Annotated in this window: 20 protein-coding genes; 5 read left to right on the top strand and 15 right to left on the bottom strand. The window is 56.4% G+C overall.

Annotated elements, in window-relative coordinates; genetic code table 11:
- Positions 1–7 precede the first annotated feature (7 nt).
- Together H4317_RS14830 and H4317_RS14825 are read left to right on the top strand one after the other, a co-directional pair.
- Positions 8–970 carry a pectinesterase family protein gene (locus H4317_RS14830; protein ID WP_185887351.1) on the top strand — a complete coding sequence of 321 codons (963 nt, stop codon included), beginning with the start codon at positions 8–10 and terminating at the stop codon, positions 968–970.
- Between the two features lie 43 nt (positions 971–1,013).
- Positions 1,014–1,964, top strand: a complete 951-nt coding sequence (locus H4317_RS14825; RefSeq protein WP_185887350.1) for a pectinesterase family protein — start codon at positions 1,014–1,016, stop codon at positions 1,962–1,964.
- Positions 1,965–1,981: 17 nt separating this feature from the next.
- Here H4317_RS14825 and H4317_RS14820 read toward each other — a convergent pair whose 3' ends face one another.
- The 11 genes from H4317_RS14820 to H4317_RS14770 all read right to left on the bottom strand — a co-directional run bounded on the left by H4317_RS14820 (position 1,982) and on the right by H4317_RS14770 (position 11,916).
- Entirely contained in the window at positions 1,982–3,049 is a 1,068-nt protein-coding gene (locus tag H4317_RS14820) for a tetratricopeptide repeat protein (RefSeq protein WP_185887349.1), read from the bottom strand.
- 60 nt (positions 3,050–3,109) lie between these two features.
- The gene (locus H4317_RS14815; protein ID WP_185887348.1) at positions 3,110–3,517 is read right to left on the bottom strand and encodes a hypothetical protein; all 408 of its coding nucleotides are present in this window, start codon (positions 3,515–3,517) and stop codon (positions 3,110–3,112) included.
- A 131-nt stretch (positions 3,518–3,648) separates the two neighbouring features.
- Positions 3,649–4,347 carry a hypothetical protein gene (locus H4317_RS14810; RefSeq protein ID WP_185887347.1) on the bottom strand — a complete coding sequence of 233 codons (699 nt, stop codon included), beginning with the start codon at positions 4,345–4,347 and terminating at the stop codon, positions 3,649–3,651.
- 189 nt (positions 4,348–4,536) lie between these two features.
- Positions 4,537–5,598: a hypothetical protein gene (locus H4317_RS14805; protein WP_185887346.1), complete on the bottom strand. Its 1,062-nt coding sequence runs from the start codon at positions 5,596–5,598 to the stop codon at positions 4,537–4,539.
- 337 nt (positions 5,599–5,935) lie between these two features.
- Positions 5,936–7,006, bottom strand: a complete 1,071-nt coding sequence (locus H4317_RS14800; RefSeq protein WP_185887345.1) for an SDR family oxidoreductase — start codon at positions 7,004–7,006, stop codon at positions 5,936–5,938.
- 96 nt (positions 7,007–7,102) lie between these two features.
- Positions 7,103–7,366 carry a barstar family protein gene (locus H4317_RS14795; protein ID WP_185887344.1) on the bottom strand — a complete coding sequence of 88 codons (264 nt, stop codon included), beginning with the start codon at positions 7,364–7,366 and terminating at the stop codon, positions 7,103–7,105.
- A 125-nt stretch (positions 7,367–7,491) separates the two neighbouring features.
- Positions 7,492–8,004 (bottom strand): hypothetical protein, encoded by a 513-nt coding sequence (locus H4317_RS14790; protein WP_185887343.1) that lies wholly within the window; start codon positions 8,002–8,004, stop codon positions 7,492–7,494.
- A gap of 50 nt (positions 8,005–8,054) precedes the next feature.
- Complete coding sequence (locus tag H4317_RS14785) at positions 8,055–9,866, bottom strand: ABC transporter ATP-binding protein (protein ID WP_185887342.1); 1,812 nt, start codon at positions 9,864–9,866, stop codon at positions 8,055–8,057.
- 73 nt (positions 9,867–9,939) lie between these two features.
- Positions 9,940–10,491, bottom strand: a complete 552-nt coding sequence (locus tag H4317_RS14780; protein WP_185887341.1) for a hypothetical protein — start codon at positions 10,489–10,491, stop codon at positions 9,940–9,942.
- A gap of 134 nt (positions 10,492–10,625) precedes the next feature.
- Positions 10,626–10,916, bottom strand: a complete 291-nt coding sequence (locus H4317_RS14775) for a putative quinol monooxygenase (RefSeq protein ID WP_185887340.1) — start codon at positions 10,914–10,916, stop codon at positions 10,626–10,628.
- Positions 10,917–10,944: 28 nt separating this feature from the next.
- Entirely contained in the window at positions 10,945–11,916 is a 972-nt protein-coding gene (locus H4317_RS14770; protein WP_185887339.1) for a proline iminopeptidase-family hydrolase, read from the bottom strand.
- Positions 11,917–12,057: 141 nt separating this feature from the next.
- Between H4317_RS14770 and H4317_RS14765 the strand changes: the two genes are divergently transcribed.
- A complete protein-coding gene (locus tag H4317_RS14765) occupies positions 12,058–13,632 on the top strand; it encodes a M28 family metallopeptidase (protein ID WP_185887338.1) in 1,575 nt (524 codons plus the stop codon).
- Positions 13,633–13,717: 85 nt separating this feature from the next.
- Here the strand turns inward: H4317_RS14765 and H4317_RS14760 are convergent, their stop codons facing one another.
- The 3 genes from H4317_RS14760 to H4317_RS14750 all read right to left on the bottom strand — a co-directional run bounded on the left by H4317_RS14760 (position 13,718) and on the right by H4317_RS14750 (position 15,291).
- Positions 13,718–14,578, bottom strand: a complete 861-nt coding sequence (locus H4317_RS14760; RefSeq protein WP_185887337.1) for a dienelactone hydrolase family protein — start codon at positions 14,576–14,578, stop codon at positions 13,718–13,720.
- An 87-nt stretch (positions 14,579–14,665) separates the two neighbouring features.
- The gene (locus H4317_RS14755; protein WP_185887336.1) at positions 14,666–15,034 is read right to left on the bottom strand and encodes a cupin domain-containing protein; all 369 of its coding nucleotides are present in this window, start codon (positions 15,032–15,034) and stop codon (positions 14,666–14,668) included.
- A 5-nt stretch (positions 15,035–15,039) separates the two neighbouring features.
- Positions 15,040–15,291, bottom strand: a complete 252-nt coding sequence (locus tag H4317_RS14750) for a Kazal-type serine protease inhibitor domain-containing protein (protein ID WP_185887335.1) — start codon at positions 15,289–15,291, stop codon at positions 15,040–15,042.
- Positions 15,292–15,564: 273 nt separating this feature from the next.
- Between H4317_RS14750 and H4317_RS19490 the strand changes: the two genes are divergently transcribed.
- Together H4317_RS19490 and H4317_RS14740 are read left to right on the top strand one after the other, a co-directional pair.
- Complete coding sequence (locus H4317_RS19490; protein WP_185887334.1) at positions 15,565–15,999, top strand: YtxH domain-containing protein; 435 nt, start codon at positions 15,565–15,567, stop codon at positions 15,997–15,999.
- Positions 16,000–16,140: 141 nt separating this feature from the next.
- Positions 16,141–16,497: a YtxH domain-containing protein gene (locus H4317_RS14740; RefSeq protein ID WP_185887333.1), complete on the top strand. Its 357-nt coding sequence runs from the start codon at positions 16,141–16,143 to the stop codon at positions 16,495–16,497.
- A 564-nt stretch (positions 16,498–17,061) separates the two neighbouring features.
- Here H4317_RS14740 and lysS read toward each other — a convergent pair.
- Positions 17,062–18,624, bottom strand: a complete 1,563-nt coding sequence (lysS, locus tag H4317_RS14735) for a lysine--tRNA ligase (RefSeq protein WP_185887332.1) — start codon at positions 18,622–18,624, stop codon at positions 17,062–17,064.
- Positions 18,625–18,648: the final 24 nt, after the last annotated feature.

The raw sequence follows: 18,648 nt of genomic DNA, 5'->3' as shown, positions 1-18,648 counted from the left end.
GTTGCTAATGAGAAATGTATTGCTTCTGCTGGTCCTGAGCTGGCTCACGCTGGGCCAGGCGTTTGGTGCCGTGCCATCCTATGATTTTGTAGTGGCGCAGGATGGCAGCGGGCAATTCCGGACGGTGCAGGAAGCCTTCAACGCCGTGCCCGATTTCCGGAAGAAAGTCACGACTATCTTCATCAAAAAGGGAGTCTATAAGGAGAAGCTAATTCTGGCAGGCTCCAAGCATTTCGTGAAAATTGTGGGCGAGGACCGGGAGAAAACCATCCTCGCCTACGACGACTACAACCAGAAGAAAAACATCTTCGGCGAAGATAAAGGCACGTCCGGCTCGGCTAGCTGCTACATCTACGGCCCCGACTTCACGGCCGAAAACCTCACGTTCCAGAATTCATCGGGGCCGGTGGGGCAGGCCGTAGCTCTGTGGGTATCCGGCGACAAAGCCCGGTTCAAAAACTGCCGCTTCCTGGGTTTTCAGGATACACTGTATACCTACGGCTACGGCAGTCGCCAATACTATCAGGACTGCTACATCGAAGGCACCGTGGACTTCATCTTTGGCAGCAGCACGGCGTGGTTTGAGGGCTGCACCATTTTCTGCAAAACCAGTGGCTTCGTGACGGCCGCCTCTACGCCCGACAGCACCCGCTACGGTTACGTGTTCAACCGGTGCAGAATCACCGGCGACGCGCCGGCTGGCAGTTTCTACCTTGGCCGGCCCTGGCGGCCTTATGCCAAAACGGTGTTCCTGAGCTGCGAGCTGGGCAAGCAGATCAAACCCGAAGGCTGGGACCATTGGGAGAAGGAAAGCAACAAGCAAACCGCCCGCTACGCTGAGTACCAGAGCCGCGGCCCCGGTGCGGTGCCCGCTAAGCGGGTGGCGTGGGCCAAGCAGCTCACCGAAGCAGAAGCCAAGCAGTACACCCTGCCCAACGTGCTGCGCGGCTGGGACCCGACCAAAGAGTAGCCTCCACTATTCAACGCCAACAAGCAGTTTGCCCCGCTTACCCATGAAATCCACTGTACTCAGCCTGCTGCTTTTCCTGTTCGCCCTCGCCGCGCATGCCCGGCCGGCCGCCGAAATAGTGGTGGCGCAGGACGGGAGCGGGCAGTTTCGGACGGTGCAGGAGGCCATTGATGCCGTGCCCAACCAGTCGCCGAACCGCACCGTGATTCGCATCCGGAAGGGCGTGTATAAGGAAAAGCTGGTGCCGGTGCTGAAAGTGCGTATCTCGCTCATCGGCGACGACCGGGACCAGACCATTCTCACTTTCGACGACCACAGCGGCAAAGGCGCCATCAACACCTACACCTCGCACTCTGTCCTGATTCAGGGCGCCGACTTCACGGCCGAAAATCTGACGTTCCAGAACACGGCCGGCCGCACGGCCGGGCAAGCTGTGGCTTTGCACGTAGAAGCCGACCGGTGCACATTCCGCAACTGCCGCGTCCTCGGCGACCAGGACACGCTGTTTCTGGCTACTGCGCACAGCCGTCAGTACTTTCAGAACTGCCACATCGAAGGCACCACCGACTTCATCTTCGGGGCCAGCACGGCCGTCTTCGACCATTGCACCATCGTCAGCAAGAAGAACTCCCATATCACGGCGGCTTCCACGCCGCAGGAGCAACCCTACGGCTTCGTGTTCCTGGATTGCCGGCTGGAAGCTGATGCCGCGCTGGCCACTAATGTGTCGTTGGGGCGGCCGTGGCGGCCGTATGGCAGCGCGGTGTACGTGCGCACCTACATGGGCCCGCACATCCGGCCCGAAGGCTGGGACAACTGGAAGAACCCCGAAAACGAGAAAACCGCCCGCTACGCCGAGTACCGTTCCACCGGCCCTGGCGCAGCTCCGGATAAGCGGGTGAAATGGGCCCGGCAACTCACCGGCAAAGAAGCAAAACAGTATACGCCCAAGCGCATCTTCGCTAGTCAGCAACCTTGGAACCCGGGCAAATAGCGCCGCTCAACACGGGCTTATTCTGGTTTAGCCAACTCCTGCTCGAAAGCAGCTACCAACGGCCCCAGCGTTGCGCGGTTGGCATCAGCCCGCTGGTCTTTCAGGAGGGCCCGGAACTGCTCGGGTGTGGCATGGGCCGCCAGATATTCCAGCAACGCCCCACCCACGGCGTACAGCTGCGCCTCATCGGCTTCTTCAGGGTGCTCCCAGAGGCGCCACACATCGGCGCGGCCCTGCGCGAACTGCCGGGCGCGTTGCATGCGGTTGGTGCTGGTCTGGTCCAGGTATACCGCAATTCCCTCGTTAATCAGCTTAGCCCGCTGGGCTGGCTGCAGGCTGTGCTGCACCAGCACGTGCGCAAGCTCGTGGCCCCGGGTCTGGCCCTGGCGAGCATTCAGCAGCATGGCTTCCGGCACGGCAAATCCCAACTCCCGCTGCAGCATCGGCTTGGCATCGGCCTTGTTGTTCCAGACGTAGAAGTCGATTTTCTTGGCAAGCGAAGCCGGAAATTTCTGGCTGATGGCCTGATATGCTTGCTCCCGCTCGGCGGCGTACTGCGCCAGGTCCGGCACCTGCTCCGGCGACTGGAAGTGCAGCCGCAGATGCGCCGTTTCCACCACTTTCCAGCCCGCATAAAACGGCAGCAGTTGGTAGCCCTGCAGTCGACGCTGGGCATATTTGGTGGCGTTTTGGGTGTTGTTGAGGGCCACGCACTCTTCCAAGGCCATTTGCGCTTTGCCTGGCTGGTCGGTGAAATAGTAGGAAGTGCCCAAATAGCCCAGGCTCCACACTTTCACGCCATCGGTGCCGGCGGGGGCCTGGCGGCTCTTCTCCAAGTGCGGAATTGCCTCTGAGAAACGGTTCTGGTCGGCGTAGGCCCGGCCCACAAACAGGTGCAGAATAGGCTGCTGGTCGTTTTTGCGCAATGATGCTTCGCCCTGCGCGATAAGCTGGTCCAACTGGCCGCTCATGTAAAGCTTGCCGGCTTCTTCCAGCGTCTGGGCCTGGGCGCTGGCAATACTGCTGACCAACGCTAACATGGTGCTGTATGCCCGAAATCGGGAGATACTATATCGAATAGGCATACTGGTGTAGACAGCTGATCTTAGAATGTATAGAATGATGAAAGTAATTATGAGGACGGTCTATTCTTGGTCCTGCAGCCAGATCTGAGCCGATTCTAAGCTATCAAACATGTGCATGTGAAGCAAGCCACCGATGCGGAGCTGCAGATTCTCGATGGAAAGCTGGCCGAAAATATCGGGGGAAAGCACTTGAGCGAAAGAGCGCAGCCCGGCCCCCATAATGAGCGGAGTCCAGACCTGTTCAATCCAGTCGTTGGCGTCGGTGAAGGTGCCAATCAGGTCACGGTGGTCGTTGAGCAGTTTCGAGCAGGGTTCTTCGCGGAGCATGTCGACATAGGTCAGGCCGCCGTCTATCACAGTGCTCAGCGTCTGGCGACCGTACCAGCGGGCATGAATCCAGCCGGCCGGCCGGTTGCGCTCCACGGTAAGGTACACGCTACCATCGCCGCGCTTTAGTGAGGTGGTCATATAGCTAGGGGAAGGATTTGATGAGTAGACAAGTACACAGCTGCAAATATGGGGAACAGCTATAAAAGCTACGAGGCAAGCCCCCTATAGGCCTGCCTCGTAGCTTTCAATTATTAAAGAAGCAGCCTATGTTAGGCAACTTCTTCTGGTGTTACGTCGGGTTGCGTGGCGGCTTGGTATGTATCCGCATATTTGAAATCATCGAGCCAATAGGCCGAACTGACTGCCTCGAACACAACAGACGTAGCCGTTTTCTGCGAAGGTGTCAGCTGCCAGATGATGTTGGGCGCTTCCGGGAAACTTGTGCCATCGAGCTGCTCGTGAAACAGGCGTTTGAGCAGCGTGTTATCAGGCATGCCCTGGGCCAGCAGCCGCAGGAGTGGCGCTTCCGGAGCGGTATCGAACAGGGCTAGGGCTTCGGAATTTTCAGCTGTGAGCTGCACCTGAAACTGCACAGCTTCAGCCCTAGGGAACTTGCCGTTGTAGGCGGTATAAAGCAGTTGGGTGGCTTTAAAAAAGCCTTCGTGCTGGTCTAGCTCAGGGTTTTCTTCCCACAGTTTTTCGGTCAGCATCTGGTGGGCCAGGTTTTCGATCTGGCCGCTGCTGAGCTGGTCTTCAAACAGGTATTCCAGCACCAGTTGGGCCGCTTCGGTCGGCTCTAGGTCGGTGAGGGCCATCTGGGCCATGGCAGTCAACTCGTCGGCCGCAATTTCGTCGGGGTTGTCGTAGCCAGTTTTGCGCAGAATGGCTTTGTAGTCAGCGGGCTGCCAGGAATTGGGTAGTTCAGTAAGCGTATCGAATGTGAGGCGTTCTACAGTGAAGTTGTGCATGGAAGCAAATGCCGGGTACAGAGTTTCGCCGCGGGGCGAAGCGCGGAAAAAGCCCGCGCCTGTTGTGTTTACGGCTCCCGTTCAGATTCAACTACTACCTTCTGCTCCGCCCGCCACTTTTTCTTGCCGATGGCAACACGAATGTGGTATGCTAGGGCCTGAGAGGAACAGACGGTACTCGGCGTAAGCTTACTTGCGGCCTTTTTTTCGGACGTAAAGTAGGATAGACTGATTGGACGGACCGTATTTGTCGTTGATCAGAAAATATCCTCCACGGTGCGCCGCCAGCCCTTCCCAGTTGTACGTCATGTATTCTCTGGGCAGCTCAAACAGCGGCTTCCAACGCAGTGCGTGGCGTTTGTAGCGTAGGATGATGAGCCGGCAGTAGTTCTGGTAGCTGGAATCCTGCCGAATGAGGCGGGTAGTTGGGTCGGTAAGCGCGGGGCGGTACACACTGTCATCGGGGCCGTTGTAGAAGTAGTTGATGGCAGTGAAGCGGTTTTTGCCCTCCCGTACCAAATCCGTTACGCGGAACGGCACCGGGGGGAGCGGCACGTGGCGCAAAGTAGTAGCAGTGGCTGCCGCACCAGGCAATGCCAGGGCATAGTTGCCTTGCGAGAAGTAGTTGTATTCGAAGAGCAGCAACAGGTTCCGGCCGTGGCTTTCCAGGCCCTCGAAACCGGCATTGTAGATGTGCGTGCCGTTGGGAAGAGTCGGTTTGGCCAGGGGCAGTAGGTACCCGCTATCCAGCGTGATGGTAGCCTGGGCATCGTCTAGGCGTCCTCTCACCAGATAGCAGTACGCCGAAGCAGTAGCTGTTTCGATGGAAAAGTACAGCATACCGTCCAGCATCGTAAGGCCTTCCAGTCCTTCGTAAATAGGGCCCGCGCTGTCGAGCTTGGTTCTCACTGCATCCAGCCCTCGGATGGTGTATTTCTTATAGGCCAGTTCTTTCGAGCGGCCAGCTAGCTGGCGGTCGAGGCTGGCGAGGTCCAAGCCATATACTTTTGGCTCGGCGCGCTCCTGCAGGCGGCTTTCCGACAGCAGGAGCAACTGATGGTGGTGGATATAAAGCCCGGAAAACTGATTGTTACGGTCCGCAATTTCCTGGGGCAGACTAATGGGCTGGAGGGCAAGCGGGACGTTTTGGGCACTAGCCAGGACGGAGTGTAGCGCCAGAACAAGGGGCAGCAGGCAGTTGAAACGCCGAGCCCCCGTAAGTCTTGTAGTACGGAAAGCGAAATGAAGCACGTGGTGCAGTTAATGGGCTGAACAGGTTCAGGAGCCCGGAAAGGTAGCTATCCTTCAGCTAGACTGCCAGATGGGATGATACTCTTTATGCGCTCCAGTACACAAACCAACCACTTGCTGATGATGCCCGGCTTACCAATTCTGGAGGAAAAGAGACTTTCAAGCCCGCCGAAACCAGATAACAGCGCCTATGGTAAGCTGACTCATGCGAAACCAAAAGAACAAGCCGCTAAACTGTGGCTAGCCAAGCGCGGAATCAAGCCAAAACGGCCTCAGCGAGTCGTAGCCAGGCTGCTAAGATTCACTGAGGCCGCTATAATAGGCTGTGTTGGCTTCTCTACGGAATCAGCCGGTCAGTGTGCAACTGCTCAAACAGGTCGAAGAAGGAGTCCTCGGTGGACTGGTAGGCCAGGAAACCGCGCTTACGGCTGTTGGTCATGTCGGTCATTACTTCGATGGGGCGGCCCAGGTCCAGGTCGGTGTGCCACGGCGAGGCAAGGCGACTGAGGTCGGCTTCCTGAAGCTGATGGCGCCCGGCAATTTCGCGCCACACAGCACCGTCATTGGCTAGCTCGGCTTCCAACGGATGCACGGTGCCATCGAAGCCCACGGCCTCTACGCCAAACCACGCGGCCAGCCGCGGCCACAACCAGCTCCAGCGAAATATGTCGCCGTTTACGATGTTGAAGGCCTCATTGCGGGCAGTTTCGGCGGTGGCGGCCCAGCGCAGCTGCTGGGCGATGATGCGGGCGTCCGTTACGTCGGAGAGGCCGTTCCATTGGGCTTCGGAGCCGGGCCAGCGGAACGGGCGGCCGGTTTCCTTGCAAATGCTGGCGTACACGGCCAGCGTGGTACCCAGGTTCATGAGGTTGCCCACGGCCTTCCCAATGATGGTGTGCGGCCGGTGGATGCTCCACGTAAACCCGTCGCGGGCCGCAGCGGCATACACCTCGTCTTCCTGGGCGTAGTAGAAGTTGTCGAGGGGGAGGCGGGGCTGCTCCTCGCGCAAAGGAGTAGGCGGAGCTACGCCGCCGCTTACATAGGCCTCGAACGGCCCCAAATAGTGCTTGAGGCCAGTTACCAGCGCCACGTGCTGCACTGAGTGCTTGGGCGCCAGCGCATCCAGCAGGTTGCGTACCATCAGGCTATTCACGCGGATGTTTTCGGCCTCGGTATCCTGCCGCATCCAGCTGGTGATGAACACGTGGGTAGGCGCGAGGTCAGCCAGCGCAGTTTGCAGGCTGGCGGGGTTCAGCAGGTCGGCAGCTACGGGGTGCAGACCGGGCACATCATCGGGGCGGGGCGTGCGGGCCAGGCCGTAGGTGGTCCAGTTGTGCGCCAGCAGCTCGCGGGCCAGGTTGCTGCCGATGATGCCGCTGGCACCTACCACAAGGGCAATATTGCTCATATGTTGGGGTTCGAAAGTTCAGAAATACCGCTTCTAGTACGGCACAAGCTGTTACAACAGCCGAACCCCCGGATTGTCTTACTCCATGCTTGAGCTTTAGGCCAGCACGATGCGCTTGGGCGCCATTTCCTCCGCGTAATCCTCGATTACCTGCCGCAGAATCTCCATGTCGCGGGGGCAGCAGCGGGCAAATTCCTCCCAGTTCGTCAGCGTCAGCAGCAGTGGCATTTCCACTATAGCTATGATAGAATCCCAGAAGGCGTCCCAACTCGGGCCGTACCACTCTTCAAAGCCCAGCTTTTCCTTGAACAGCTGGTGAATAGCGGCTTTGCTGGTTATGCCGGTGAGGTCGAGGGTCATGTGTTGTAGTTTGAATAGACTATGCAAACGTGGTATTACAAGTTACAGAAAGGCTATTCAAGCATAGTGTTCATTCAGCTGCGAGCATTGCCTCTACACCCAGTTTGACCTTTTCGTTGCTGATGCTATGATTTCGGCCAAGTTAATTCATACCAGTCGTCAGGACCATTCACTGCTAACTCAAAATCGGAATGTAGCTTAAGATTTTTTGCTTGTTCGAAAGCATAATCGCCTACTTCCTGCAGAAGTGGGGTTAGTACGTTCCAGCATTTTCCATCTGACTCATATTCCCAATTGAGTTCTATACCTACATGCTGAGTCTCTACGAAATCAGCAAGCTCAAAACCAGCTGGATTATCGTTTCTGCTTTCCACAGGAGCATACAATTTGGCGTTTTCATAATCTCCTTTTGCTATGTAGCTGTCGTAATGCTTTTTTATCAACTGATTATAATGATTGGCTTGTTGATCTGAATGAGTCTTGCCGTCGAAGTTAATAGAACTGGTACCTGCGTTAGGGTCAGTCCATATGCTCATTGTGTAGACTTCGTAGTCTCTGTATTCAACTCTCATTCGTTGAATTGCTATGGTTATCATAGCTTTCATTTCAGCTATGTAGTGTGACTTATCGAAAGGCATCTGAAACTGCAGTTAGGTGACCAGTAATAATAAGACATAAGCTTATATGGTCACGCCGCCGTGTCGCCCACCTCATCCTCGTCGTCTACCATCACGCGGGCCAGCTTCTCAATGTTGAGGCTGCGGGCGGAGGCGTCGAAAATTTCACGATAAGTGCCACGCAAGTCGTAGAGGTGCTCGTGGGTGCCGCTTTCCACCATGCGGCCCTGTTTCATCACGTAGATACAGTCAGAATCGACGATTTGGGCGAGGCTGTGCGAGATGATGACTACCGTGCGGCCCTGCTTGATGGCGTCGAGCGAGTTCTTGATTTGCTCGGTGGCAATAGCGTCGAGGGAGGCGGTGGGCTCGTCGAGGAAGATGATGGGCGGATTCTTCAGGAACAGCCGCGCAATGGCAATACGCTGCTGCTGCCCGCCGGAGAGCTGTTGGGCGTCGGAATCGTAGCCTTTCGGCAGCTCCAGTATCTGCTCGTGCAGGTAGGCCTGTTTGGCGGCCTGCTTGATCTGGTCAAGGGTGGCGTCCATCACGCCGTAGCGGATATTTTCTTCAATGGTGCCCTTGAAAATGTGGTTTTTCTGCAGCACCAGCCCGATTTGCTGGCGCAACGCGTGGGTGTCGTAGTCGGCCAGGGGTTTGCCGTCAAGGAGCATTTTGCCAGAGTCGGGGGCGTAGAACTTGCAAAGCAGGTTGATGATGGTGCTCTTGCCAGCCCCGCTCAGGCCCACCAGCGCCGTGGTTTTGCCGGCCTCAATGGTCAGGCACACGTCGTGCAGGGCCTGGGTGCCGCTGGGGTAGGTGAAGTCCACGTTGCAGATATCGAAGGTGCCGCGCAGGTGGTCGGGCTGGATGGTTCCGGTGGGCTCCACGGCGTCGTGGGCATCCAGAATATCGAAGAAACCCTCCGAGTAGGTGAGGGCGTCGTTCATCTCATCGTAGATGCGGTGCAGCTGCCGAATAGGCGCCGACACGTTGTTAAAGAGCAGAATATGGAACATGATGGCCCCGATGCTGATTTGCCGGTCGAGCACCAAATAGGCCGTCAGGATGATGATGAGCACCACGCCAATCTGCTCGGTGAAGGTTTTGAGGCCGTCGTAGAGGAAGTTGGTTTTGCGGGTCTGGAGCTGGGCGGCCTGCAGGTTCTGCTGCACCTGCGCCTGCTTCTGCTCCTCGTAGTCTTCGCGCACGAAGCTTTTGATGACCACCGCCGAGTCAATCAGGTTTACGAGGCCCTGGCTGCGGGCTTCACGCAGGCCGCGCAACGCCCGGCGGGTGCCGTTCAGCTTGTCGGCCTGCCGGTAGCTGAGCCAGAAGTACACGGGCAGCACCGCCACGGCCACCAGCCCCACATACACGTTGGCCATGAACATAATCACCAGGGCCACAATGGAGTTGGCGAACAGCGGCAGAATGTCAATGAAGAAGTTCTGCACCAGCTTCATCAGGCTTTCCACGCCCCTATCAATGCGGGTCTGGAGCTTGCCGGTCTGGTTGCCGCTGTCGGAGTAGAAGCCCAGCTCGTAGCTGAGCACCTTGTGCACGGCATCCTGAATCAGGGTGCTGGATACATTGATGCGGATTTTCTCGCCGTAGAACTTCTGCCCGAACTGGATGAGCGTATTGACCACTTCCTTGCCCAGCAGCAGCCCCGTAACCGCCAGCAGCAAATCCATGCCCTGCGCCAAGCCCAGATTCTGGTTGAGCAGGCCCTGCACGGTATCCACGGTGTAGCGCAACACAAACGGATTGACCTGCGCCGCCAATGAGCCCACCAGCGTGAGCAGCAGCGTGGCCAGCACCAGCCCCCGGTAGGGCAGCACGTACGGGTACAGGCGCTTGATAATTTCCCAAAGACTCATGCGTAATCGGCTAAGTGAGCAGTAGCCGGTTAGACGAGTGAGGCAAGGGTGGGGTTATGGGGCGGAGGAAGAGCTAAAAGAAGCTCATGATTTTAGGCTTGTAATAATTGAGGCTGGCGTTGCTGATATCAATTGATTTGGCCCTGCCGCTACTGTCGGTGGCGTAGATAGTGAAAGTGCCATTGAGTTCCTGTTTCTGTTTGCCCAGGCGTATACCGGACTCCGTCGTGCATTGAGCCCGGTAGATTCCGGGCGAATACGAGCGGATACTAAACCGGCCGTTCTTAATAGGCAATGCTCCGGCGTCAATTATTCTGTTATCCGGGCTAGAAATGCTGTAACGTATTGAGTCAAGACTGTTATACACGTTTCTTTCTTCCGTGTGAAAATCAATGTCGAGCAAATAATTGCGTGAGCAATTAACTTCTGTCATGATAATCGGAGTCGGTAACCAGAGGACTTCCTTGAGCAGATTTATCTCAATAAATCCCACGTAAGGAGTTGAGGTGGTATCGGTTTTCAACTTGCGCCACATCCACGATTTTCGTTTGCTGACGGCAACGCAGTTTGTCAGCAACAAACAGAGTGAAATGAACGAGAATAAAGTGAGAATCCGCTTTTTCACGGCTTGCTAAAGATGGTTTCTGGACGCGTTTAAGAATTATCCTGCTGAGCTTGCCGAAGCATATCCACCACTTCTTTGAAGTGGTAATTCAATGAGGCGGTAGAGATGATTCGGCAAGCTCAGTATGACGTTTTCTACCCCACCACCGCATAGTGGTTCATCTCCTGAATACTCGTGTAAAACGGTTTCACCAGTTGGAAAAAGGCTCCAAACTCGGCGCTCTTGCGGAAGCCGTTCAGGTGCCGCTCTACGGACGTCCACTCGATGCGCCAGATGAACAGCTCGGCGTCTTCCTCGCAGTGGCTGAGCTGGTAGCTTAGGCAGTCGGGGGCGGCGGCTAGGAGCTGGTTGGCATGGCGGATGGCGTCGAGGAAAGCCGGCTGCTTCTCGGCGGCAATGCGGTAGCGGATGTATTCAACCGTCATGGCAAAGAGAGAAAGGTGTGAACTGAAGTTACCCTTTCCGCTCCGTTTTCCGCAAAAACTTAATCAGGGCTGGGAAGTAGTGCTGCGGGTCGTCCCACATGGCGTAGTGCGAGCCTTCGGGGCAGATATACTTCTGGCAGTTCGGAATATGCTGTTGCATGTAGTCGATGTCGGCCGGCGGTATGAAGTCGTACTTCGCGCCGATAACCAGCGTAGGTGGCTTGATGGTGGCCAGCCGGTCGGAGAAGTCCCAGGCGAGCATAAAAGGCATGAAAATGCCCGCGTAAGTGCGCGTAATGTGCGCCTGGCTGCGCGTGAATATGGCCGGTTCCTGCGCCAGGCGCATCATGTGCAGGCTGCGGAACTCCTTCGTGACGGCCGGCGTGATATACGGCACCAGACTTGTCAGCCCCATCGTATCGAGGCCGGCAATGACTTTGCCCTCCGTGGCCGCTTGGCGCCTGATAATGGCGGCGTACTGGCTGAAACGGTGCTTGTTGAAGACCGTGGCCTTGTAGCCGATATCAGACGTAATGAGGCCCTTGAGGTGCTGCGGGTACTTGGCAGCGTACTCCAGCGCCAGCATACCGCCCCAGGAGTGGCCCAGCAGATAAAACTGCTCCAACCCCAGGCCTTGGCGCACCTGCTCCACTTCCTCCACGAAGCGCGCAATCGTCCAGACGCTTTTGTCGTCGGTTTTGTCGGAGTGGTAGGAGTTGAGCTGGTCGTAGTAGTTTATTTCTACGCCTTCTTTAGCCAGATACTGCGGGAAATTCTCGAAGTACTCGTGGGTGTTGCCGGGGCCGCCATGCAGCACCAGTAGCTTGATTTTGCCTTCGCCTACCTTCTGGGTCCAGACCTTGTACTTGCCATCAATGGGTATCATTTTCACACCCGGCGCCTGCAGTTTGGCGGTGTAGCTGCTGTCGGGAGCGGGCGTCTGGGCGCTGGCTAGCCCCGGCAGAAATAGGAGTAGCGCTAAAATTTGGATGAGTTTCACGGAGAGAAGCAGAGGATAAAGAATGGGGGAAATAAAGAGTAAGCCACTTTTGGGGCGGAAGATATTCCTCTTCCGCGCAACGCACCTCATTTTCCCGGTACTTTAGTTTTCGAGGCTTCTTTGTCCAACTTAACCTACGCAATGAATACACTTCGATTTCTGGCGCTGGCCGGCTCGTTCGCCGTTATGGCTCCCGCACTGGCCCAGCAAGGCACGAAAGCCGATCCGGCCATGCTGGCCAAAATCAAAGATGAAGGCCTAAACCGCTCCAAGGTGATGGAAACGGCCTTCTATCTCACCGACGTCTGCGGTCCGCGCCTAGCCGGCTCCGAAGGCCTGACTCGCGCCAACGAATGGACCAAGAAGCAGCTTACCGACTGGGGCCTTGTGAAGGCTAATGTGGAGCCCTGGGGCACCTTCGGCCGTGGCTGGGATATCGAGAAGTCGTATGTGGCCATGACGGCGCCTTACTACCACACCATGATTGGTGCGCCTAAGGCCTGGACGCCCAGCACCAACGGCGCGCTCAGAAAGCAGGTGGTAGTGGTGAAAGCTGCTACCGAAGCCGATTTGGCCAAGTATCAGGGCCAGCTGCGCGACAAAATTGTGCTCTTTGAGGTGGCAAATCCGCCTAAACCTTCCTTCGAGCCGGATGCCCGCCGCCACACCGATGAGGAGCTGAAAAAGATGGCGGACTTCAAGCCCGAAGCGCCAACCGCTACTCCGGCAAACACGGATATGGAGGAGCGGATGAAAACCCGCCGCGCGCAAGCTGCGCTTCGCACCAAGCTGGCCGATATGGTACAAGCCGAAGGCGCGGCGGCCATTCTGAGCACCCGAGGCGGCTCCGATGGTACGTTCTTCACGTCCAATGGCGCACCGTACGCCGCCGATGCCAAGCCCGTGCTGCCTGAGCTGGAAATGGCTCCCGAAGACCAGTTGCGCCTTATCCGGCTCACCGAAGCCGGGATTCCCGTCGAAATTGAGCTGGAAACCCGTACCCGCTTCCAGACCCAGGACCTGAAAGGCTACAACGTGGTAGCCGAAATTCCGGGGGCCGACAAGAAGCTGAAAAGCGAAGTGGTGATGCTGGGCGGCCACCTCGACTCGTGGCACGCTGCCACTGGTGCCACTGACAACGCCGCCGGCTGCGCCATCATGATGGAGGCCGTCCGCATCCTGAAAGCCACTGGGGTACAGCCGCGCCGCACCATCCGGATTGCGCTGTGGGGAGAAGAAGAGCAGGGCCTGTTCGGTTCCCGCAACTACGTCAAGAACCACTTCGCCGACCCCGCTACCATGAAGCTGCTGCCGGAGCACGAGAAGCTAGCCGCCTACTTCAACCTGGACAACGGCGCGGGAAAAATCCGCGGAATCTATGCTCAGGGCAATGAAGCCGCCGCGCCTATTTTCCAGGACTGGCTCAAGCCTTTCGCCGACCTGGGCGCTACCACCGTCACGCTACGCAATACCGGCGGCACCGACCACCTCTCGTTTGATGCGGTGGGCCTGCCGGGCTTCCAGTTCATTCAGGACCCACTCGACTACGGCACCCGCACCCACCACACCAACATGGACACCTACGAGCGGCTCCCCGCCGACGACCTGAAGCAGGCCTCCGTGCTGGTAGCCTCGTTTGTGTACCAAGCTGCCATGCGCGACCAGAAGCTACCCCGCAAGCCGTTGCCAGCTGCCAAGCCGGACACCCGGATGTAGGCTCGGTACTTAGTACAAGCCAAAGCGGCCCCGCCAGTTCTGGTGGGGCCGCTTTGGCTTGTATTCTACCTGGAGGAAGATATTCTTAGCTCAGCTTATCCTTGAAGAGCTTCAGGGTACGGCCCCAAGCCAGGTCGGCGGCTTCAGCGTTGTAGCGAGCAGGGGAGGAGTCGTTGTTGAAGGCGTGGTTTACGCCTTCATACACGTACTGCTCGTACTTCACGCTGGCTGCTTTCAGGGCGGCTTCATACGCGTCCTTACCGGCATTCACCCGCTCATCCAGGCTGGCATAATGCAGCATCAGATGCGCCTTGATTTTGGACAGATCTGCGTCTTTGGGCTGAGTGCCGTAGTAGGCGACGGCCGCATTGAGCTTCGGGTCGTTCAGGGCGAGTTGATTGGCCAGTGCACCGCCCCAGCAGAAGCCCACGCACCCGGTTTTGCCGTTGCTTTCCGGATGCTGGCGCAGGTAGGCGAGGGCCGAGAGATAGTTGCGCAGGTTTTGTTGCGCATCAAGCTTACCAATCAGGGCCCGGCCTTCGTCTTCGTTGGCGGGCGTGCCACCCAGCGGCGAAAGTGCATCAACACCCAGCACCAGATACCCGGCTTTGGCCACGCGGCGCGTCACATCCTTGATGTGGGGAGTCAGGCCCCGGTTTTCGTGGATGACCACCACAGCCCCACGTTTCTTTTTTGACTTAGGGTGTGCGAGGTAACCCCTCATTTGCACTCCGTCGGCCCCGTTCCAGGTCACGTCCTCCAGCAGCAAATCGTCGTCTTGGCCGCTTACGGTGGCCGCCTGTGCGTAGCCCGGCTCCAGCACCGCCAGCGCTGACATAGCCAGCGCGGTACCGCCGGCGAGCTTCACCAGCCGCTCAATAAACTCCTTGCGGGTAAGCGGAGCATGGGTGTACTCGTCGAACAGATTGATAATGCGCTGATCCATGGTGGGTTGAGTGATGAACGGAACAAGATAAGCAGGATGCTGAAAGCAGCAACCACGGCATAGCACTACAGGGTATGGGCCGGCACTCTATTCCTCGCGGTGCACAGTATCCATCGAGAAGGCCGGCACGCAGATAGACCAGTATTCGCACTCCTCTTCAAACGGATTGGAGTAGCGCACCCGCGCGCCGCCTTTAATCAGCAACGATTCGCCGGCACGTAGTTCTACCACGTCACCATCTATTTCAAACCGTTTGCGGCCTCGCACCACGATGGTCACTTCGTCGAATTCCGGATTCTGGTGTGGTTCGCTCCACTGTGGCGGAGCTACCATATGCGCTACACTGTACTGTCCGGTACGGGTGCTAGCCAGCCCAATGTGTTCTTCAATTAGCTTGCCATCGGTAGTGGGAACCCGGAAAGGGTTTTGCTGGCGGAAATAGCGTTTTTCAGACATCGGATTTAGCGGGGGGAAGTGGGAGTAGAGCTGCCGGGGCAGGCACCGGGCGTAAAGCTGAGCACGCCAGCGTTGGTGGCTGTGCAAGCGTTGCCATACGTTACGTTGTTGCAGCCGCATACTGGGTCATACTGCATAGTGCACATGGCATCTTTGCGGATTTTGGCCGGGTCGATGCAGGTGGCACTATCAGTGGTGGGCGGTGTCGCCCGGTTGCAGGCAACGGCCAACAGGAGTAGAGGAAGAAGCTTTATCATAGCAGCAGAACTGGAAGGAGGAGGGCGTGAAAGTAGAAGTTCAGGAGCATATACGAGGCTGCTGCCAGGAGTTGCGGCCCCTAGTCCTGCTAGTATAGCGCAGAATGTATCTTTTTTGAGTCGGACCAAAACCCGCGTCGCCGCACCGCGTATTAGGCATCAGAATGGCATAGTACAGTGGGGCTTCGGCCTTACGTTTGCGGCCTGCTACGTTGTAGCGGCCGTTTGCCACCCACCTGAAATTCATTCATCACCTTTCTCTCCCTCTACATCATGTCGTATCACGAAGAAGACAACTCCGGAAAAATTCTCCTCGCTGCTTTGGCTGGCGCTGGCGCTGGCATTATCGCCGGCCTGCTGATGGCTCCGGACAAAGGCAAAGCTACCCGTGACAAGATTGGCAGCGCTGCCACCAAATACAGCGGCCAGCTAGGTGAGCAGCTGTCGAAGTACGGTGAAGAGCTGGACTCTAAGTTCAAAGGCTACGTTGAGAAGCTGGAAGATATGGGCCTGACCGGAACGGGCAGCAGCCTGAAACTGAAAGGCGACTGGAATGCCTCGAAAGGCAAGCTGAAGCAACAATACGCGCAGCTCACTGACGAAGACTTGGACTACACGGAAGGCAAAGGCGATGAGCTGGTTGGCCGTCTGCAGAACAAGCTGGGCAAAGCCAAAAGCGAAGTAGTAAAAATGCTGAACGACCTGTAGGTCATTCGCTCCCTAAAAAAAGCGTCGGTCTTCTCAAGAAGGCCGACGCTTTTTTTTTAACCAATGCGCCGTTCAGACGTTATATCATTCCAAGCCGATATACTGGCGTTACATCTTTTCACTTCCACTATTCATTGCGGTATGCAAGACACGAAAGGCAAAGTAATTCTGTCACTCTTGGCTGGCGCCACTGCTGGCATTGTTGCCGGTCTGCTGCTGGCTCCCGAAACCGGTGATGAAACCCGATCCGGGCTCAAAAAATCAGCCTCTAAGTTCGGCGGCGACTTGAATAAGCTCCTGAAAGACGGTTTAGACCGATTCAGCAGTGCCAAAGCCACCGGCCCCACGGCCGACCGTCAGCAAGCAGACCGCTCTGCAGCCGATAGCCTGCTCAGTTCTATTGGACAGCCGAGTGCTAGCTCCGATGACGCGGACTCAGACTATGATGGCATAGGCAGCGACGGGCGTCATTTCCCCGGCTATACCAGTCATAGTTAATAAAAAAGTAACTCTGCTGAAACCCTAAACCGAATCGGGCGTTAAAGAAGATATAACCGACTTGAAAGAAAATCGGAGAAGTTCTTAGAAGTAAAATTGCCGACGACTGAGCTTCTACTGGAGCTATTCAAATCCTCTGGTAGTAAAATCTAGTACGTCCATCGCAAGTTTCTTCCATCAACCCCGGTTGGAAGGGTAAGTCAGTTATATTAAAAGGAAAGCCTCCCGCGCTATATTTTGCGGGAGGCTTTCTGATTTTTTGTCCAGCCAGTTTATCTCAACAGAAAATTCTTTCGGTCAGCCTGAAACCTCATAGGCAGACTTCCGTTAAAGAATACATAACCGGCTTGCAAAGAGTTGGATATGCATCTGTCGTAAAATTGCCAGCTGTAGAGCTTCTGTCAGAGAATGGTTAACAAGACCTGATAGTAAAATCATACAGGCACTGTGTAAGCTTCTTCAGAACCGCTATTCAACAGAAAACGTAGTCAGTTACCAAAAGAAAGCCTCCCGCTCTTTACTGCGGGAGGCTTTCTGATTTTTAGCAGGTTGTGGTGCTATTGCTTATGCACCAGCTTCAGGCTTCGGCGCATTTTCTGACTTCGTGTTTTCCGGCTTCATCTGCGGGAAAAACAACACATCCTGAATGGAAGCGGAGTTAGTCATAATCATGCTCAGGCGGTCGATGCCGATTCCTAGTCCGGCCGTAGGCGGCATGCCGTACTCCAGAGCCCGCAGGAAATCCTCGTCCAGTACCATAGCTTCCGTGTCGCCGCGCTTGCCCAACTCCAGCTGGTCTTCGAAGCGCTGGCGCTGGTCGATGGGGTCGTTGAGCTCGGAGAAGGCATTGCAGATTTCCTTGCCGTTGCAGATTGCCTCGAACCGCTCTACCAAGCCTGGCTTGCTGCGGTGCTTCTTGGCCAGCGGCGACATTTCCACCGGGTAATCGGTGATGAACGTGGGCTGAATCAGCTTGGGCTCCACATGCTCCCCAAAGATTTCGTCAATGATTTTGGCTTTGCCCATGCTGGGGTCGAGGCCTACTTTCAATTCCTTGGCGGCAGCGCGCAGTTCATCTTCGGTCTTGCCATCGATGTTGAAGCCTGTGAAGTGCTCAATCGATTCGGCCATGGTGAAGCGCTTCCAAGGGCGCTGGAAGTTGATGAGGTTCTCGCCCACCTGCACTTCGGTTTTGCCGTGCAGAGCTAAGGCCACGCGCTCCACCATTTCCTCCACCAGATCCATCATCCAGTAGTAGTCTTTGTAGGCGACATACAGCTCCATCTGCGTGAATTCCGGGTTGTGAAACCGGCTCATGCCCTCGTTGCGGAAGTCCTTGCTGAACTCGTACACCCCATCAAAGCCGCCCACGATGAGGCGCTTGAGGTACAGCTCGTTGGCAATGCGCAGATATAGCGTCATGTCCAGCGTGTTGTGGTGGGTTTTGAACGGCCGGGCCGCCGCACCACCATACAAAGGCTGCAGAATCGGGGTTTCCACCTCCAGATAGCCTTTATCGTTGAGGTAATTGCGCATGGCCTGCACCAGCTGGGTACGCTTGATAAAGGCCTCGCGCACGTGGGGATTCACCACTAGGTCCACGTAACGCTGGCGGTAGCGCTGCTCGGGGTCCGTGAAGGCGTCGTACGTAACTTTCTCGCCGGTGGCTTCGTCGGTGCGCTCTTTCACAACGGGCAGCGGGCGCAGGCTTTTGCTCAGCACCGTGAGGCCGGTTACGTGAATGGAGGTTTCGCCCACCATTGTTTTAAACACATGGCCCTTCACGCCGATAAAGTCGCCGAGGTCGAGCAGCTTCTTGAACACGGTGTTGTATAGCTCTTTGTCTTCGCCAGGACAGATTTCGTCGCGGTTGATGTAGAGCTGAATACGGCCCGAAGCGTCCTGTAGCTCAGCAAATGAGGCTTTGCCCTTCACCCGAATCGACATCAGGCGGCCTGCCAGACTTACATCCTGAAAATTATTCAGCTCAGCATGATAATTATCGTGGATTTCCTGAGCGTAGAAGTTCACATCAAACAGCTCGGACGGATATGGCTCAATGCCGAGCTTCTGAAGCTCTTCTAGCTTCTGGCGGCGTATGATTTCCTGTTCGCTGAGGTGCTGCATGGGGAGAGTCTTAAAAACATGGCC

It is taken from the genome of Hymenobacter sediminicola, from assembly GCF_014250515.1.
GTDB classification, from domain to species: domain Bacteria; phylum Bacteroidota; class Bacteroidia; order Cytophagales; family Hymenobacteraceae; genus Hymenobacter; species Hymenobacter sediminicola.
The sequence above is the reverse complement of the archived record's forward strand: the minus strand, read 5'-3'. Positions and strand labels throughout refer to the sequence as shown.

Bases quoted from the DNA above. Each gene is read 5' to 3' on its own strand.
- H4317_RS14830 (WP_185887351.1), top strand. From the start codon at position 8: ATGAGAAATGTATTGCTTCTGCTGGTCCTGAGCTGGCTCACGCTGGGC.
- H4317_RS14825 (WP_185887350.1), top strand. From the start codon at position 1,014: ATGAAATCCACTGTACTCAGCCTGCTGCTTTTCCTGTTCGCCCTCGCC.
- H4317_RS14820 (WP_185887349.1), bottom strand. From the start codon at position 3,049: ATGCCTATTCGATATAGTATCTCCCGATTTCGGGCATACAGCACCATG.
- H4317_RS14815 (WP_185887348.1), bottom strand. From the start codon at position 3,517: ATGACCACCTCACTAAAGCGCGGCGATGGTAGCGTGTACCTTACCGTG.
- H4317_RS14810 (WP_185887347.1), bottom strand. From the start codon at position 4,347: ATGCACAACTTCACTGTAGAACGCCTCACATTCGATACGCTTACTGAA.
- H4317_RS14800 (WP_185887345.1), bottom strand. From the start codon at position 7,006: ATGAGCAATATTGCCCTTGTGGTAGGTGCCAGCGGCATCATCGGCAGC.
- H4317_RS14795 (WP_185887344.1), bottom strand. From the start codon at position 7,366: ATGACCCTCGACCTCACCGGCATAACCAGCAAAGCCGCTATTCACCAG.
- H4317_RS14790 (WP_185887343.1), bottom strand. From the start codon at position 8,004: ATGCCTTTCGATAAGTCACACTACATAGCTGAAATGAAAGCTATGATA.
- H4317_RS14785 (WP_185887342.1), bottom strand. From the start codon at position 9,866: ATGAGTCTTTGGGAAATTATCAAGCGCCTGTACCCGTACGTGCTGCCC.
- H4317_RS14775 (WP_185887340.1), bottom strand. From the start codon at position 10,916: ATGACGGTTGAATACATCCGCTACCGCATTGCCGCCGAGAAGCAGCCG.
- H4317_RS14765 (WP_185887338.1), top strand. From the start codon at position 12,058: ATGAATACACTTCGATTTCTGGCGCTGGCCGGCTCGTTCGCCGTTATG.
- H4317_RS14760 (WP_185887337.1), bottom strand. From the start codon at position 14,578: ATGGATCAGCGCATTATCAATCTGTTCGACGAGTACACCCATGCTCCG.
- H4317_RS14755 (WP_185887336.1), bottom strand. From the start codon at position 15,034: ATGTCTGAAAAACGCTATTTCCGCCAGCAAAACCCTTTCCGGGTTCCC.
- H4317_RS14750 (WP_185887335.1), bottom strand. From the start codon at position 15,291: ATGATAAAGCTTCTTCCTCTACTCCTGTTGGCCGTTGCCTGCAACCGG.
- H4317_RS19490 (WP_185887334.1), top strand. From the start codon at position 15,565: ATGTCGTATCACGAAGAAGACAACTCCGGAAAAATTCTCCTCGCTGCT.
- H4317_RS14740 (WP_185887333.1), top strand. From the start codon at position 16,141: ATGCAAGACACGAAAGGCAAAGTAATTCTGTCACTCTTGGCTGGCGCC.
- lysS (WP_185887332.1), bottom strand. From the start codon at position 18,624: ATGCAGCACCTCAGCGAACAGGAAATCATACGCCGCCAGAAGCTAGAA.